Here is a 14,063-nt window from a genome sequence, read left to right on the forward strand (position 1 = left end):
AGCTGCGGACATGATTAAGAGCACGCGACCGGAGCCCCCACGCGAGGCCGCGCTCATCGAAGCGGCCCGCAAGAGGGCACGTCTTTCCATCCGGGAGGCCGCCCGCAGGGCCGGGCTCAGCGACGCCCGATGGCGTCAGATCAAAGACGGATACCAGTCCGTCAGCGGTGAAGCCATCGCCGTCAAGGGGCCACCGGAGACGCTGGCACGCATGGCACAGGTTGTCGACGTCAGCGCGGAGGAGCTGGCCCGCGTCGGCCGCCAGGACGCCGCGAAGGCTCTGGAGGAGATCACTCCGGACGCCTCAAAGGCACCGCCGGCCGCGTACACCCCGCCCGTGGACGCCGTTTACGCGATCATGGCGGCCCTCCCGCCGGAGGCCCAACAAGAGGTAATTCGACGTCTCACCCGCGAGAATCCGGCGCCCGCACAACCCTCGAAGGGGCATGAGCGCCAAGCCGGATAGTTCAATCACAGTAAGGTCACGAATTCGATCAAGACTTGGTACTTTCCCGCCAGTAACTGAGGATTCACGGTATGTCACCGCATCACGTCTAGGGGACTCTCCGTGACTGACCTCGTGCTGGCCTTAATGGCTGCATTATTAGGGGCCGCAACCCTGGCCATCGTTCTGCTCTACCGCGGGTGGAAAACGCACAGGGCACAGCTCACACAGCTACAGGCCCAGATCGCCACCCAGCAGATCGCCGCCCTCACAGGCAGCGGCCCGATCCCAGAACTCGAAATTCAAGACACCGCCGAGCAAGAGGAGCCGGTCCGCCGGAAGCGCCATCTGGCGCTCTACATCGGCGGTAGCGTCATCGCCGCTTTCGCCTCCCTCGGTGATCGCCTCCGCCGCCTCTGGCGCGACCACCGCACCCTGGCCACCACCGCCGTGGCCACCGTAGCCACCGTGGGCACCGCCGCCGCGCTCTACATGGCCCCGGCCGGGGACTCCGGGGACTCCGGGGACTCCAGCAAGGAAGGCCGCTCCGACAAGGTTGCCTCCGCCCCTGAGCGCCCAACGCCCGGCAGCTCCGGCCGCTCCATTGATTCGGAGGGCTTCGGCGCCGAGGACACAGGAGTCGGCTCCGCCCTGTCGACCAACACCACCCACATACCCGGCGCCAGCGGCACGCGGGAGCGCTCTCCCTCCGGGGCGACTGAGCCGAGCTCCAGCGGCCAGACCGCCGCGCCCGGCGAGGACGACGGTGGGGACGGTGCTGAGGACGGGTCAACTCCGCCCACGGATCAGCCGAACGCCCCGACTCCTGATCAGCCGCCACAGGCACCTGAGCAGCCAGGAGACCCGTCGCCCCCGGGCCAGCCGAACCCCCCGACTACTGATCAGCCGCCACAGGCACCTGAGCAGCCGGGAGACCCGTCGCCTACGGGGCCCGCTCAACTCACGGTCGGCACGCCCGTCCGTAAGGCCACGGACAAGCGCTGGTGCGAAGACGTCACCCTCGGCTTCCACAACACGGGCGGCTCACCGGTGACGTCAGGCACGGTCACCTTCGGGACGCATATCCTCGGCCCGCTCGGTGGAGACTGGAAGACGATCACGCAGACCCGCGAGCTCCCGGTGCCCCTCCAGCCCGGAGAGAGCACAGAGGGGAGCTGGACTCTATGCGTCCCCTCCTGGCGGGTGCCGATCGGATGGCACATCGAGACACGAGACGTCGCGGTCGCACTCGGGTAGAACACTCGGTTCCCTCTCCCCCCGGGGGCACAGCACGGAAGGGGCCTCCGCCACGCGGGGGCCCTTTGTGCTGTGCCCCCGTCACATCTCCCCGGGGCGAACGGCCCCAGGCGCCCCCGCGACATCCTCGGGGACGCGCTTTCGCGACACGCCGGTTAGCTCATGTCACGCGTGTGTCACGATCGGTTGCATCATTAAGGTTTGTCGCCCCCCGCAACGAATCACGCACGTTACGTCGGAATCTGCATGTCAAGGGGGATTTCGTGACAGACCTGGTGCTGGCCTTTATGGCCATGTGTCTGGGGGCCGCACTCCTTGCGATCGTTCTGCTCTACAAGGGATACAAGAAGAACCGGGACCAGATAACTGAGCTCCGCGCACAGTTAGCCGCCCAGCAGATCGCAGCCCTCACCGGCGGCGTTTCTGTCTCTCATGACGACGATGACGACGATGACGACGGGGGCCACGGGCCGATCCGCCGTAAGCGTCACCTTTCGCTGTTCATGGGTAGCGGCGCCGTCGCCGCGGTCACGGCCCTCGCGGACCGCATCCGCAACGCGGTCCGGAGCCACCGCGCTTTCACCATCACGGCCACGACGACCGTAGCCACCGCCGTTGGAGCCGCCGCCCTCTACATCACGTCCAACGGCGACACGAGCAACAACGGCGCCGCGCCCACTTCTCCCGGGCCGGGGCAGACGCGGAGCTCCCCACCCGCTCCTGGCCCCACCTCCCCGCCGCGAGACCCCGGGCCGACGCGTGGAGGAGAGCCCTCCGGCCTCCCCACCCTCCCTCTCCTATCCGTGCCCGGACTGGACGACCGCACCCGGGAGGAGCCAGCACCGAGCACCAGCGGACCCCGGAGGGACCAGGAACCGGGAGGCTCCGCCCCCAGCAGCACGGAGGGCCCCTTAACCCCGGCCCCGAGCACGCCGACGCCTGAACAGCCGCCGACCCCGCCGGAGCCCGAGCCGACCGGCGGCCAGGAGGGCGACAGCCTCCTGTGCATCTCCGTGCCGCCGCTCATTGAGCTATGTCTACTGGATAAGCGCTAACTCCCAGCTCCGCTCCTCGGCCAGGAGGTCCCCGTGAGGGAGCACTGTTACCTACGCCGTCCCCGGCCACAACGCCAGGAGGTAACGAGGGAAGGGCCCCCGGGAAACCGGGGGCCCTTCGCCGTTCCCAACGCCACCCCGGACACCCGGCGTTGCGTGCACTCGGTGGAGCTTCGGTGGAGCTAATGATCTTGAAATGACTTCGACCCCCGGTCAGATGGCGTCTGACCAGGGGTCGAACGGTAGGCCGTGTGGGACTCGAACCCACAACCCTTGGATTAAAAGTCCACTGCTCTGCCAATTGAGCTAATGACCCGCACCCCCGCAGCATAGCTCGGCGAGGGGCCAACACCCGAGCCAATACCCTCCGGGAGCGAAAGGCCGTGCAACAGCGCGGTGTTGCACGGCCTCCAGCACGGCCCGATCAGCCGTTGCGCTTCCAGCGCGGCTTGTCGGCACGGCGGTCGAAGGAGCGGTCGTGCGAGCTGTGGGAGCGCTCGTACGAACGGCCGCCGCCGGTGGCACCGCCCCGGTGGTCGTCACGGCGGGCCGGACGGTCGTCGCGACGGTCCCGGTTGAACGGACGGTCCCCGCCACGGTGGTTGTGGTCGCGGCGCTCGAAGGAGCGGCCACCACGGTCGTTGTTGTCCCGGCGGTCACGGCCGAGGCCACGGTCGTCGCGGCGCTCGTACGGACGGCTGCCGCCACGGTCGTCACGGCGGTTGAAGCCGCCACGGTCGTCCCTGCGGTCGCGGCCGAACGAGCGGTCGTCACGGCGGTCCCGGCCGAAGCCACGGTCGTTGTCCCGGCGGTCCCGGTCCCGGTCGCGGCCGAAGCGGTCGTCGCGACGGTCATCCCGTCGGTCGTCGCGCCGGTCGCGGTTGAAGCCGCGGTCCCGGTCGCCGTCCCGGCGGTCGTACGAACGGCCACCCCGGTCGTCCCGGCGGTTGAAGCCGCCACGGTCGTCGCGGCGGTCGTCGCGCCGGTCGCGGTTGAAGCCGCGGTCCCGGTCGCCGTCCCGGCGCTCGAAGGAACGGCCACCCCGGTCGTCCCGGCTCCGGTCGTTGTCCCGGCGGTCGTACGAGGAGCGGCGCGGCGCCTCGCCGGCACCCGCGCCCTCGACGGCCTCGGCCCCCGCGCCCTTCACGGCGGGCACGGTCGCGGGCTCCGCCGTACGCTGCGCGGGCAGCGTCACGGTGGCGGCCTCGGTCACCGTCTCCGCCCCGGCCTCGGTCGCGGACTCCGCCGGTGTCACGGTCTCGCCGCGCTCGCGCGCCACCCGCGCGGACAGCCGGTCGGCCTCCTCGCGCAGCTCTGCCGCGCGCCGCTGCGCCCGCTCCAGCTCCCGGGTGAGGTCCTGCGCCTCGCGCTCGGCCTGCTTGGCCGCGTTCGAAGCCGCATCCGCCTGCACCTCGGTGAGTGAACGCGCGCCCGTGATCTGGGCCACGTCCTCGTCGAAGGCTCCGCCGCCGCCGACGATGTGGCGCGAGGCGTCGACGCCCGCGTCCTCCATCAGCCGGAAGATCTGACGGCGCTGGTGCGGCAGGGCCAGCGAGACGACGGTGCCGCTCTGGCCCGCCCGTGCCGTACGGCCGGAGCGGTGCAGATAGTCCTTGTGGTCACCGGCCGGGTCCACGTTCAGCACCAGGTCGATGCCATCGACGTGGATACCGCGCGCGGCGACGTCCGTGGCGACGAGCACATTGACGTACCCGTCCTTGAAGTCGGCCAGGGTGCGGGTGCGCGCGCCCTGCGTCATGCCGCCGTGCAGCGCGTCGGCGCGTACGCCCGCGTCGCACAGCTGCTCGGCGACCCGGTCGCAGCCGAGCTGGGTGCGGACGAAGATGATCGTGCGGCCCTTGCGCGCCGCGATGGCGGCGGTGACCGGCGCCTTGTCCTTCGGCTTCACGATCAGCACATGGTGGGTCATGGTCGAGACGGCGCCCGCGGACGGGTCCACCTCGTGGGTGACCGGGTCGACCAGGTAGCGCTTGACGAGGCTGTCGATCTCGTTCTCGAGCGTCGCGGAGAACAGCAGCCGCTGCCCGCCCTGCGGCACCAGGTCCAGGATCTCGGTGACCTCGGGCAGGAAGCCCATGTCGGCCATCTGGTCTGCCTCGTCGAGGACCGCGATCTGGACCTTGTCCAGGGACGCGGCACCGCGCTCGATGATGTCGCGCAGCCGCCCCGGGGTGGCGACCAGGATGTCCACGCCGCGCTCCAGCGCGTAGATCTGATTGCCCATCGAGGTGCCGCCGCAGACGACCTTGAGCTTGAGGCCGAGAACATCGCCGTACGGCTGCAGCGCGTCGCTCACCTGCATCGCGAGCTCGCGGGTCGGGGTGAGGATCAGCCCACGGGGACGCTTCTTCTCGGTGTGGCCGCCGGCCAGCGTGGTCAGCAGCGGGAGGCCGAACGAGAGGGTCTTGCCGGAGCCGGTACGGCCGCGGCCGAGGATGTCGCGTCCGGCGAGGGCGTCGGGGATGGTCGCGGCCTGGATCGGGAAGGGCGTGGTGACGCCGTTCTGCGCCAGCTTGCGGACGATCTGCTCGGTGAGGCCGAGGTCGGCGAATGTGATGTCGGGCGCCTTAGGGGTGTTGGGGGCTTCCGTGGCGGCTTGCTCGTCCTGCTCCGACGGCTCGAACGGCTCGGCCGGGGCGGTCAGCTCAACCGGCTCGCTCGGAGCGGTGAGCTCGTTCGGCTCGCTCGGAGCGGTGAGCTCGCTCGGCTCGCTCGGAGCCGTCAGCTCGCTCGGCTCGTTCGGAGCGGTCGGCTCGTTCGGCTCTTCGTGAGCGGGCATGACGGCGTGGTCAGTGGAAACGGACATGCGAAATGCGAAACCTTCCGGAGTCTCGGCACGCGCCCAAACTCCGTGTGTTGTCGCAAACGACCGCCTCTATGCGGTCAGCCACGGGATGGCAAGGAACGCGCCTCGCGGCGCACTTCTACGGGGCGCCGGGCAAATGGGATCAAACGATCTACCACCATACGCACCTTCACCCCTCAAGGGCAAATTCGCTCCATCCGCGCTGGCCGGCGACGGCTGGGCCCCATCCCGCGGGCTGATCCCGCGGCCCTGTCCCGCGGGTCCAGCGGGCTCATCCCGCGGGCTGGTCCGAAGGGGAGGCGGGCGCGGTCGGGGGCTCGGGAGCGGTCGGCTTCGGGTCCGGTGCGCTCGGCGGCGGGCTCGACGGCCGGGGCGCGGGCGGTGCGTCGGACGTGGTGGCGCCGCCCGGCTGCGGCGGGGCGGAAGGGGCCGGGCGGTGGTGCGGGGCGCCCTTCTTGCCGGGCGGGGCCGAGGGCTCGGCCCCGGGGTCGGTCGCGGAGGCCGAGGCCGACCGGTCCTCGCCGTCCTTCTTCTTCCCCTTCTCGCCCTTCTTGCCCTTCCCGTCCTTCTCGTCCCGGTCGGAGTCGGCGTACGGCCGCCCCCTGCCGTCCGACCGCACCACGGCGCCGCCCGTGTCCGCCCCCTCGCCCTTCTGGTGGGAGCCGCGGTGTTTGTCCGGCCGCTCGGGGTCGTCGGAGATGCTCATACAGCCGCCCAGCGCCAGGGCGACGGCCACGAGCGCCGCGACCGCCGCCCCGCGCACGGCGGCACGGGGCGCGCGCCGGGAGGGCCAGGGGGACCGGGGGGAACGGGAGGACCGGGGGGTGCGAGGAGCGGGGGATCCGGGCACGGGGGATGGGGATCCGGGCATGCGCGGGACACCTCCAGACGGCAGGGATGTGACGCCCTGCTCAACTGGCCCCACCCCGCCCAGGACACGCATGCGGTGCGGACCCGGCCCGTCGCGTAGACCGCGCGTCCGGCGTCGGTCGTAGGCGGGGGCGGGTGTGGGCGGGGGCCGGGACGGATATGGGCGCGGCCCAGCGGGCCCGGGGGCGCCGGACGCGATCAGCCGTACCCCAGCGTGTGCAGCCGCGCGTCGTCGATCCCGAAGTGGTGCGCGATCTCGTGGACCACGGTCACCTCGGTCTCCTGGACGACGTCCTCCCGCGTCTCGCTCAGCCGCAGCGTCGGCCCCCGGTAGACGGTGATCCGGTCCGGCAGGACGCCCGCGTACCACTCACCCCGGTCGGTGAGCGGCGTCCCCTCGTAGAGCCCGAGCAGCTCGGGATCGTCCGTCGGTGGCTCGTCCTCCACGAACACGGCGACGTTGTCCATGAGCCGTGTCAGCTCCGGTGGGATCCGGTCCAGCGCCTCGGCGACCAGTTCCTCGAACTCCTCGCGCGTCATCTCCAACACCAGGCCATTGTCGGGCAGCCGGGCCCGGAAAGGAGCCGTCGGCGCCGAGCTATCCGCGCCGGACGTCTCCGGCCGCCCGGCGCACCGCCCCCGGCGCCGCCCCACCCAGGCGCACCGCCACCCGGCGCCGACCCGCCCCGGCGCCGCCCAGGCATACGCCCCCGTGCGGACGGGCATACGGGACCAATGGCCCGCGAACCGCTCCGGCTGCTCCGTGCCACCGCTCAGCGCGCGGGCACCGCGGCCGCCTTCCCTCTTCGCCGCTTCCGCCGCGCTTCTCTCCGCAGCCTCCGCCGCGCTTCTCTCCGCCGCTTCCGCCGCCCCTCGCACACCCCCTCCCCCGCCGCCTCCTTCGACCCCACGGCGCTCGATCCCACCGCGCCCGCCGGCCCCCTCGTCCGCGCCGCCGGGCTGGCCGCCGTGACCGTCCTCGGCGCCTGGATCGGGCTGCTGGTGGTCGGCAGCGTCCACATCTCCGTGGGCCCGATGGACACGCGGATGGCGCTGCGGCCGTCCCTCACCGGCGGCACCAAGATCAACGTGGCCCCGCTGGGCGCGCTCGAGCTGAACAGCCACCACGCCCCGCTCCGCCTGGACGTGGACGTGGACCGGCTCGACCCCATACGGTCCCAAGCCCTTGTCGACCACCCCGAGCGGCTCTCCGGGCTCCAGGACGAGGTCGCGAGCGACATCACCCGCGGCACCCTCGGCCTCGCGGTCCGCTCCTGCGTCGCCGTGGTCTTCGGCGCCACCGCGCTGGGCCTGGCGGTCTACCGCCGCCCCCGCCGGGCGCTGGCCGCCGGAGGGCTCGCGCTCACACTGCTGACCGCCTCCGGCGGTGCCGTCTACGCCACGTGGAATCCGAATTCCGTACTGGAGCCGCGCTACTCCGGGCTGCTGTCCAGCGCCCCCTCGGTGGTGGGCAACGCGCGCAGCATCGTGACCGACTTCGACGTCTATCAGCGGGAGTTGGCCCGGCTGGTGACCAATGTCACCCAGCTCTACGAGGCGACCTCGACGCTCCCCGCGTACCAGCCCGATCCGACCACCATGCGGGTGCTGCACATCTCGGACGTCCATCTCAATCCGGCCGCGTGGCACATCGTGCAGTCGCTGGTGCGGCAGTACAAGGTCAACGTGATCATCGACACCGGCGACACGATGGACCACGGCACCTCCGCCGAGAACGGCTTCCTCGACCCCGTCTCCGACCTCGGCGCCCCCTATGTCTGGGTGCGCGGCAACCATGACTCGGCGTCGACCCAGCGCTACCTCGCCAAGCGCAAGGGGGCGCATGTCGCGGACAACGGCGAGGTGGTCACCGTCGCCGGGCTGCGGATCGCGGGCATCGGAGATCCGCATTTCACCCCCGACCGCTCCGCCGCGGCCGCCGGTGACGCGGCCGAGCACAGCGCCGGACGGCAGCTCGCCGAGGCGATCCGGGACCGCAAGGCCGCCGGCGCCCCGGTCGACATCGCCCTCGCCCACAACCCGATCGCCGCCCGCGAGACCGACGGCACCGTGCCGCTCGCCCTCACCGGTCATGTCCATCACCGCCGTACGGAGGTGCTCCCCGGCGGCACCCGGCTGATGACCGAGGGGTCGACGGGCGGCAGCGGACTGCGCGCGGTGGACGACGGCACACCGGACACGGTGCAGGCGTCGGTCCTCTATCTGGACCGGGACACGCGACGGCTCCAGGCGTGGGACGAGATCGATCTGGGCGGTCTGGGCCTGGCGAAGGCCGAGGTCAGCCGACATCTGCCGGCCGAGAACCGGCCGGGCGCGACACCGACGTCCCCCACTCCGTAAACCGTTTTGGCGAACCTCACCGGCATCCCATATGCTTCTCGCGTCCCCGAAAGCGCCGCAAGGCGCCCAGGTGGGCCATCGGCCCTCATCGTCTAGTGGCCCAGGACGCCGCCCTTTCAAGGCGGTAGCACGGGTTCGAATCCCGTTGGGGGCACCACCTTCTTTGAGTCACCGCAGGTCGGAACGTACCTGCCGGTGACTTTTTTCATGGCGGCGCCGCACAACGACTCCCGTAGCTCTCGTAGCTCCCGCGGCCCCCGCAGCCCCGCAGCTCCCGGAATGCCTCCCTCCGCCACGCGGTTGAACATACGCAACGGCACCGGACCCGCCGCAGGCCCCACGCTAGGGAGCGCAGATGACCGTCCAGGACGTCGACCGGGTGAGCTTCGCGCAGGAGTGGGAGCGCTGGCACCGCACCCATGAGCAGGCGCTCGCCGACCCCCATGGATTTCTCGCGATCACCAGCCTGCGCTGGCTGAGCCCGGAGCCGACCCGCTTCGAGGACGCCCCCGGGGCCTGGTCCAGCGGCCCGGAGGGCGTGGTGGTCGAGCTCGCCGACGGCGAGGGGCTGACGATCGACGGCACGGCGGTGCACGGGCGGTACGTCTTCGGGGCGATCGCCGAGCGGGCCAGCCTGTACGCGGGGTACGGCGACGCGGTGATCGAGATCGCCAAGCGCGGCGGCCACGACATCGTCCGCCCCCGCCACCCCGGCAACCCCCTCCGCACCGACTTCACCCGCACCCCCGCCTACGCCCCCGACCCCCGCTGGGTCCGCCCCGGCCGCTACCTCCCCTTCGACGAGCCGCGCGCGATCACCGTGGGCGCCGTGGCGGAGGGTCTTGAGCACGTCTACGACGCACCCGGACAGGTCGAGTTCGAGCTGGACGGCGAAACGTTCCGGCTCACCGCCTTCAACGGCAAGCGGCCCGGTGCCCTGATGGTGCTCCTCACCGACACCACCTCGGGGGTGACCACATACGCCGCGAACCGCTCCCTCCAGATCGACGCCCCCGACGAGACCGGCCGCGTCACCCTCGACTTCAACCGCGCCACCAACCTCCCCTGCGCCTACACCGACCTCGCGACCTGCCCCCTGCCGCCCACCGAGAACCGGCTGCCGGTCGCGATCGAGGCGGGCGAAAAGATCCCCCTGGAACGCGGCGGCCGCCCCTGATCCGGGCCGGGACGGACAGAACTCCGACCGCGCCCCGCCGCTCACCGACCGAGGCCCGGCCCGCCCGGTGAGCGGTCAGAACACGGCCGGAGTTCTGATACGCTGATCCAGCGACAACGACGCGGCGGAGAGAAATCAAGGCCCCGGTTCGAAAAGATCGCAAGGAGTGCGAATCCACGGCGGGAAATTCCGTTGGGAGCGCACCCCACATGTGCGAGACTCGTGCTCGTACACGCAAGGTCCTGTGGAGCAGTTTGGAGTGCTCGCCACCCTGTCAAGGTGGAGGCCGCGGGTTCAAATCCCGTCAGGACCGCTGCGGCTGGGTAGCTCAGTTGGTACGAGCGTCCGCCTGAAAAGCGGAAGGTCGCCGGTTCGACCCCGGCCCCAGCCACCGCAGCCCTCACCAGGGCAAAGCCCCCTCCCGGTCCGCCCGGCAGGGGGCTTCTTCGTTGCCTGTGACGCCTACGGCTGACACCAACGGCGCCGGATCACCGGATCACCGGATCTACGCCAGCCGGTCCTCCAGGCGGCCGAGCGCCTTCCGCTGCTCATCGAGCGAGGCATGGGCGTAGACCTGCATGGTCACCCCGTGATCGCTGTGCCCGGCGATCTGCTGGACGACGTGCACAGGGACGCCAAGATCCAGCAGCAGCGTGATGCAGGTGTGGCGGAGATCATGAAAACGCAGATCCAGGCCGAGCCGCTTCCGCACCGGGTCCCAGCTCCGGCGCAGGTTGTCCGGCTCGTACGGCGTCCCGATCCGGGACGGGAAGACCAGCCCGTGTTCCCGCCAGGTTATGCCGGCCGCCGCCCGCTCCTGCGCCTGACGCTCCTGGTGGGCACGGAGCGCGGAGACGGCGAGGGGCGGGAGAGGGATGGTGCGCTCGGAAGACCGCGTCTTGGGGAGGACAAGCCGCAGCTCTCCCCCGACGCGCTGGAGGTTGGTCAGCACGGTGAGGGTGCCCCGCTCCAGGTCCACCGCCGACCAGCGCAGGCCCAGCAGCTCACCGCGCCGCATGCCGAGAAGCAGCGCCAGGACGTAGAGAGCGTGCAGGCGATGATCCCGGAGCTCCTTGAGCACCAGCTTGGCCTGAGCCGGTGAGAGCCCCTTGCCGGTCCGGTAGGAGGGCGCCGGGGTCTTCACGAGCTTGGCGACGTTCCGCATGATCAGCTCCTCGCGTACGGCGTGCTCCAGGGCGTTCCGCAGCACGGCGTGAATCGACTGGACCATGCGGGCCGACAGCTTGCGCTCACAGCAGCGGCGAGCGGCGCAGCACTGCGGCTTTGCCCGTTCCTTGTCCCAGCCGTTCTTGCAGCACTGGCACTCTTCGCGCACCCGGTTGAGCCAGACCCGGACCTCTTGGGCGCGTAGGTCGCGGAGCTTCTTGCCACCCAGGCCGGGGACCAGGTGGACGCGCACGACGCTTTCGTAGCCCTGGTACGTCTTGGGTCGTCGGCTGGGGGCGACTTCTTCGGCCAGCCAGTAGGCCAGATACTCACCGAGGGTCGAATCGGTATCGGGCAGGGGCACCCCCTTCTGATTTTGGGACTGGAGATCGATCAGCTTGCGGTGCACCTCCTCCCACGTCTCGCCGTACACGGACTTGCGCTTGCGTATGCCGGACGCCGTGATCACGTACGCCCGACCGTGGTACCGGCCGTCCTTACGCTTGCTGATCGTTCCGGCCCCGTTGGGGTTGCGCTTGCGCTGCGATGGCATCAGGCGGCCTCGGCAATCTGGTGGTCGATGAAGTCGCGGAGTGCGGCGGCCGGGACGCGCCGGGCACGGCCGATGGTGATGGAGGGCAGGCGCCGGGACCGGATCAGGTCGTAGACCGTGGAACGGCCGATCTTGAGCCGGGCCATCACCTCCGGCACGGTGAGCAGTTCGTCAGCCATGGGTTGGTTCTCCTTCCGTTCCGGGGGCGGGGGTGACGGTGGCGGCCAGCCATTCCTCGGCGGGGGTGAGGCCGTTACCGACGTAGGCCCAGTTGGCGAGGACCAGCGTGGTCTCGGCCGGGCTGGAGTCGACGGCTGCGGCTTGGGCACGTCGCCAGGCCGCGCGGGCGTCGCGGAGTGCGCCGAGGGTGGTGGAGTAGCGGCGGGATTTGGTGGAGAAGTGGCCTCGGAAGCCGAGCATGTGAGCCCAGGCACGGAGACGGAGGTGTTCCAGGTCCTTGCGCGCGCCGAGAGCCCAGGCGGTACGGACGAGGCGGCGGGCGTGCTCGCTGATGTCGAGCTGGGCGACTTCGGCGATGAGCCGTATCGGCCGATCGAGGGCCCCGGTCGCTGTCTCGGCACCCTTGGTGGCGTACTTGGCGATGTACGCGGCGACCGCCCGGTCGGTCAGTTCCGTTCCGCCGTCCAACTCGGGCCCACGAATGGGCCGCACGTCGAGCTGATGACCGAAGGCGAAGCGGTGGGTCCGGTCGTCGATCACAGGCCCTTTCACCTCCGCTTTGGCTGCGGCAGCGCGGATGGCGTCGGTCAGCAGATCGGTGGTGGCCCAGGCTGGCGGCGGGGTGTCGCCGCCTTCCGGGCCGTCAAGCCGGATGACCGCGTGGAAGTGGACGGCGCCGCGCTTCTGGTACTCGGCGACCTTGGCAAAGGACAGCCGGGCGTAGTCGCGGAAGGCCCGTTGTGTGAGCCCGGCCCGCTTGGCGACCTCCCGCCGCAGGTAGATCGAGAAGCGCCGCCACAGCAGGCCAGCGTGAGCGTTCCAGAGCACCGCGGATTCGTAGTCGTAGGTGCCCGGGGCGAGTGGCGTACCAAGCGCGTCGTCCTCCTGGCTGTGGTGGACACCGCACCGGCACGGACGGCGAACACCGGCTGGGCCTGTGGGTCGGTTGTGTACCGGGCCGAAGCTGGGTGCGGTGAAGGTGGCGAAGACGCGGGGGTGCGTGGCTACCTCCTCAGGCGTGCCTTTGCCGCCGCGTAGTCCGGCGGTGATCAGGTGGAAGGTGTCGCGGCGGTAGGTCTCGGCGCAGGCCGGGCACCGGGTGGTGCGGCGGTTGTTGCAGCGGACCAGCAGATGCCCGGCGGGCAGCTCGGCGGAGTCCAGGTGTCGGAGGACGCGGCCGATCTCGCCGGTGTCCTGGTTGAGGTGGTGTTCGGTTCGGTGGCCGTCGAGGCGGATCGGGGTGGTGCAGCCGCCGAGGCCGGAGAGCTGACGGAGCAGTGCGGGCATGGTGCCGAGTGCTGCCAGGCTGCGGAGTTCGGGCAGCGGTGGCGGGGTGGTGCGGGTGATGATGGGGTCTCCTCTTTCGGCTCTTGGGTCGGGGAGGGGTTGGGCTGCCGGGACGGCGGATGCTTGGCGGTATCGAGGCCGCCCCGGCAGTCGTGTTCGAGCGGGATCAGCGGCGGCGCTGGCTGGCCAGCAGCGAGCGCATGACGACGGCGGCCACGGCGACGGATATGGCGGTGACCGCGACAGCGGCCAGGAGCGCGGTCAGGACGATGCCGACCGTGACCACGGCGCCGACCGTTCCGGCGTTGAGCCCGCTCAAGACCCCGGCCGGGCGAGCTGGAGCGGGCGCGGGGGCGTGTTGGCAGGAGCAGGCCGGGGCGTGACTGTGCTGGGCCGCCGGGACGGCGTTGGGCACATGGACGATCGACGGCGTAGGGGCTTCGGGGTACTTCGGACGGAACACGGCGATCTCCTCTCAGCTATTCGTCTAGTCGTGTTGGTCGTTGACGGAGTCGACGCCGGAGCGCGTACCGGACTCCACGGACGGCGCAAGCCCGGTGTGAGCGAGCCAGAAGCCGAACAGCGCGATGACGACGGCGACCCACAGGCGGACGCCCATGAACTTGATCGCGATCCAGGCGACGGCGCCGAGGACGAGCACCAGGGGCAGGCTGACGGTCACGGGCGATCTCCTTTCAGCGGACGGGGCAGCGGTGCGTACGGGCGGCCAGCTCGGCGGCGGCACGGGTGTCGTAGTCGGCGGAGAAGTCGCAACGGGGAGCGGTGCACACAGCGGTGTGCTTCACCCGGCCCCGCTGATCGTTCGCGGTGCCGACCCGGACCGGGCCGATACGGATGACGTTGCGGAAGCGGCGGAGCATCGT

14 protein-coding genes and 4 tRNA genes are annotated in these 14,063 nt (G+C 71.0%); 7 read left to right on the top strand and 11 right to left on the bottom strand.

The features are described 5' to 3' along the window. Window positions 1-10: 10 nt before the first annotated feature. Entirely contained in the window at window positions 11-466 is a 456-nt protein-coding gene (locus tag ACMTAK_RS24410; protein ID WP_413808193.1) for a helix-turn-helix domain-containing protein, read from the top strand. A 102-nt stretch (window positions 467-568) separates the two neighbouring features. Next, window positions 569-1,702 carry a hypothetical protein gene (locus ACMTAK_RS24415; RefSeq protein WP_413808194.1) on the top strand — a complete coding sequence of 378 codons (1,134 nt, stop codon included), beginning with the start codon at window positions 569-571 and terminating at the stop codon, window positions 1,700-1,702. Between the two features lie 383 nt (window positions 1,703-2,085). On the opposite strand, the gene ACMTAK_RS24420 is transcribed toward ACMTAK_RS24415, so the two are convergent. The 5 genes from ACMTAK_RS24420 to ACMTAK_RS24440 form a co-directional block, all read right to left on the bottom strand. Beyond that, a complete protein-coding gene (locus ACMTAK_RS24420) occupies window positions 2,086-2,274 on the bottom strand; it encodes a hypothetical protein (RefSeq protein ID WP_413808195.1) in 189 nt (62 codons plus the stop codon). Between the two features lie 726 nt (window positions 2,275-3,000). After that, window positions 3,001-3,073, bottom strand: a tRNA-Lys gene (locus tag ACMTAK_RS24425). Window positions 3,074-3,181: 108 nt separating this feature from the next. After that, window positions 3,182-5,584: a DEAD/DEAH box helicase gene (locus ACMTAK_RS24430; protein WP_413808196.1), complete on the bottom strand. Its 2,403-nt coding sequence runs from the start codon at window positions 5,582-5,584 to the stop codon at window positions 3,182-3,184. A gap of 271 nt (window positions 5,585-5,855) precedes the next feature. Then, window positions 5,856-6,347, bottom strand: a complete 492-nt coding sequence (locus ACMTAK_RS24435; RefSeq protein WP_413808197.1) for a hypothetical protein — start codon at window positions 6,345-6,347, stop codon at window positions 5,856-5,858. Window positions 6,348-6,652: 305 nt separating this feature from the next. Then, window positions 6,653-7,003 carry a metallopeptidase family protein gene (locus ACMTAK_RS24440; RefSeq protein WP_413808198.1) on the bottom strand — a complete coding sequence of 117 codons (351 nt, stop codon included), beginning with the start codon at window positions 7,001-7,003 and terminating at the stop codon, window positions 6,653-6,655. A gap of 186 nt (window positions 7,004-7,189) precedes the next feature. Here ACMTAK_RS24440 and ACMTAK_RS24445 point away from each other — a divergent pair, with 186 nt between their 5' ends. The 5 genes from ACMTAK_RS24445 (at window position 7,190) to ACMTAK_RS24465 (ending at window position 10,383) form a co-directional block, all read left to right on the top strand. Continuing rightward, a complete protein-coding gene (locus ACMTAK_RS24445) occupies window positions 7,190-8,815 on the top strand; it encodes a metallophosphoesterase family protein (protein ID WP_413808199.1) in 1,626 nt (541 codons plus the stop codon). 81 nt (window positions 8,816-8,896) lie between these two features. After that, window positions 8,897-8,972 (top strand) — tRNA-Glu (locus ACMTAK_RS24450). A 198-nt stretch (window positions 8,973-9,170) separates the two neighbouring features. Then, entirely contained in the window at window positions 9,171-9,992 is an 822-nt protein-coding gene (locus tag ACMTAK_RS24455; RefSeq protein WP_413808200.1) for a DUF1684 domain-containing protein, read from the top strand. A 238-nt stretch (window positions 9,993-10,230) separates the two neighbouring features. Further along, window positions 10,231-10,305, top strand: a tRNA-Asp gene (locus tag ACMTAK_RS24460). A gap of 4 nt (window positions 10,306-10,309) precedes the next feature. Continuing rightward, a tRNA-Phe gene (locus tag ACMTAK_RS24465) sits at window positions 10,310-10,383 on the top strand. Window positions 10,384-10,497: 114 nt separating this feature from the next. On the opposite strand, the gene ACMTAK_RS24470 is transcribed toward ACMTAK_RS24465, so the two are convergent. The 6 genes from ACMTAK_RS24470 to ACMTAK_RS24495 all read right to left on the bottom strand — a co-directional run bounded on the left by ACMTAK_RS24470 (window position 10,498) and on the right by ACMTAK_RS24495 (window position 14,060). Next, entirely contained in the window at window positions 10,498-11,712 is a 1,215-nt protein-coding gene (locus ACMTAK_RS24470; RefSeq protein WP_413808201.1) for a tyrosine-type recombinase/integrase, read from the bottom strand. Further along, complete coding sequence (locus ACMTAK_RS24475; protein ID WP_093463518.1) at window positions 11,712-11,891, bottom strand: helix-turn-helix domain-containing protein; 180 nt, start codon at window positions 11,889-11,891, stop codon at window positions 11,712-11,714. Before ACMTAK_RS24475 ends, ACMTAK_RS24470 begins: the two co-directional genes overlap by 1 nt. Further along, complete coding sequence (locus ACMTAK_RS24480) at window positions 11,884-13,179, bottom strand: replication initiator (RefSeq protein ID WP_413808202.1); 1,296 nt, start codon at window positions 13,177-13,179, stop codon at window positions 11,884-11,886. Before ACMTAK_RS24480 ends, ACMTAK_RS24475 begins: the two co-directional genes overlap by 8 nt. 166 nt (window positions 13,180-13,345) lie before the next feature. Then, window positions 13,346-13,642: a hypothetical protein gene (locus ACMTAK_RS24485; RefSeq protein ID WP_413808203.1), complete on the bottom strand. Its 297-nt coding sequence runs from the start codon at window positions 13,640-13,642 to the stop codon at window positions 13,346-13,348. A 24-nt stretch (window positions 13,643-13,666) separates the two neighbouring features. Beyond that, window positions 13,667-13,861: a hypothetical protein gene (locus ACMTAK_RS24490; protein ID WP_069875105.1), complete on the bottom strand. Its 195-nt coding sequence runs from the start codon at window positions 13,859-13,861 to the stop codon at window positions 13,667-13,669. 13 nt (window positions 13,862-13,874) lie between these two features. Continuing rightward, on the bottom strand, window positions 13,875-14,060 hold the full coding sequence (locus ACMTAK_RS24495; protein WP_102935105.1) for a mobile element transfer protein: 186 nt from the start codon (window positions 14,058-14,060) through the stop codon (window positions 13,875-13,877). Window positions 14,061-14,063: the final 3 nt, after the last annotated feature.

The sequence above is a fragment of the Streptomyces lacaronensis genome (assembly GCF_047337785.1).
Taxonomy (GTDB): Bacteria; Actinomycetota; Actinomycetes; order Streptomycetales; family Streptomycetaceae; genus Streptomyces; species Streptomyces lycopersici.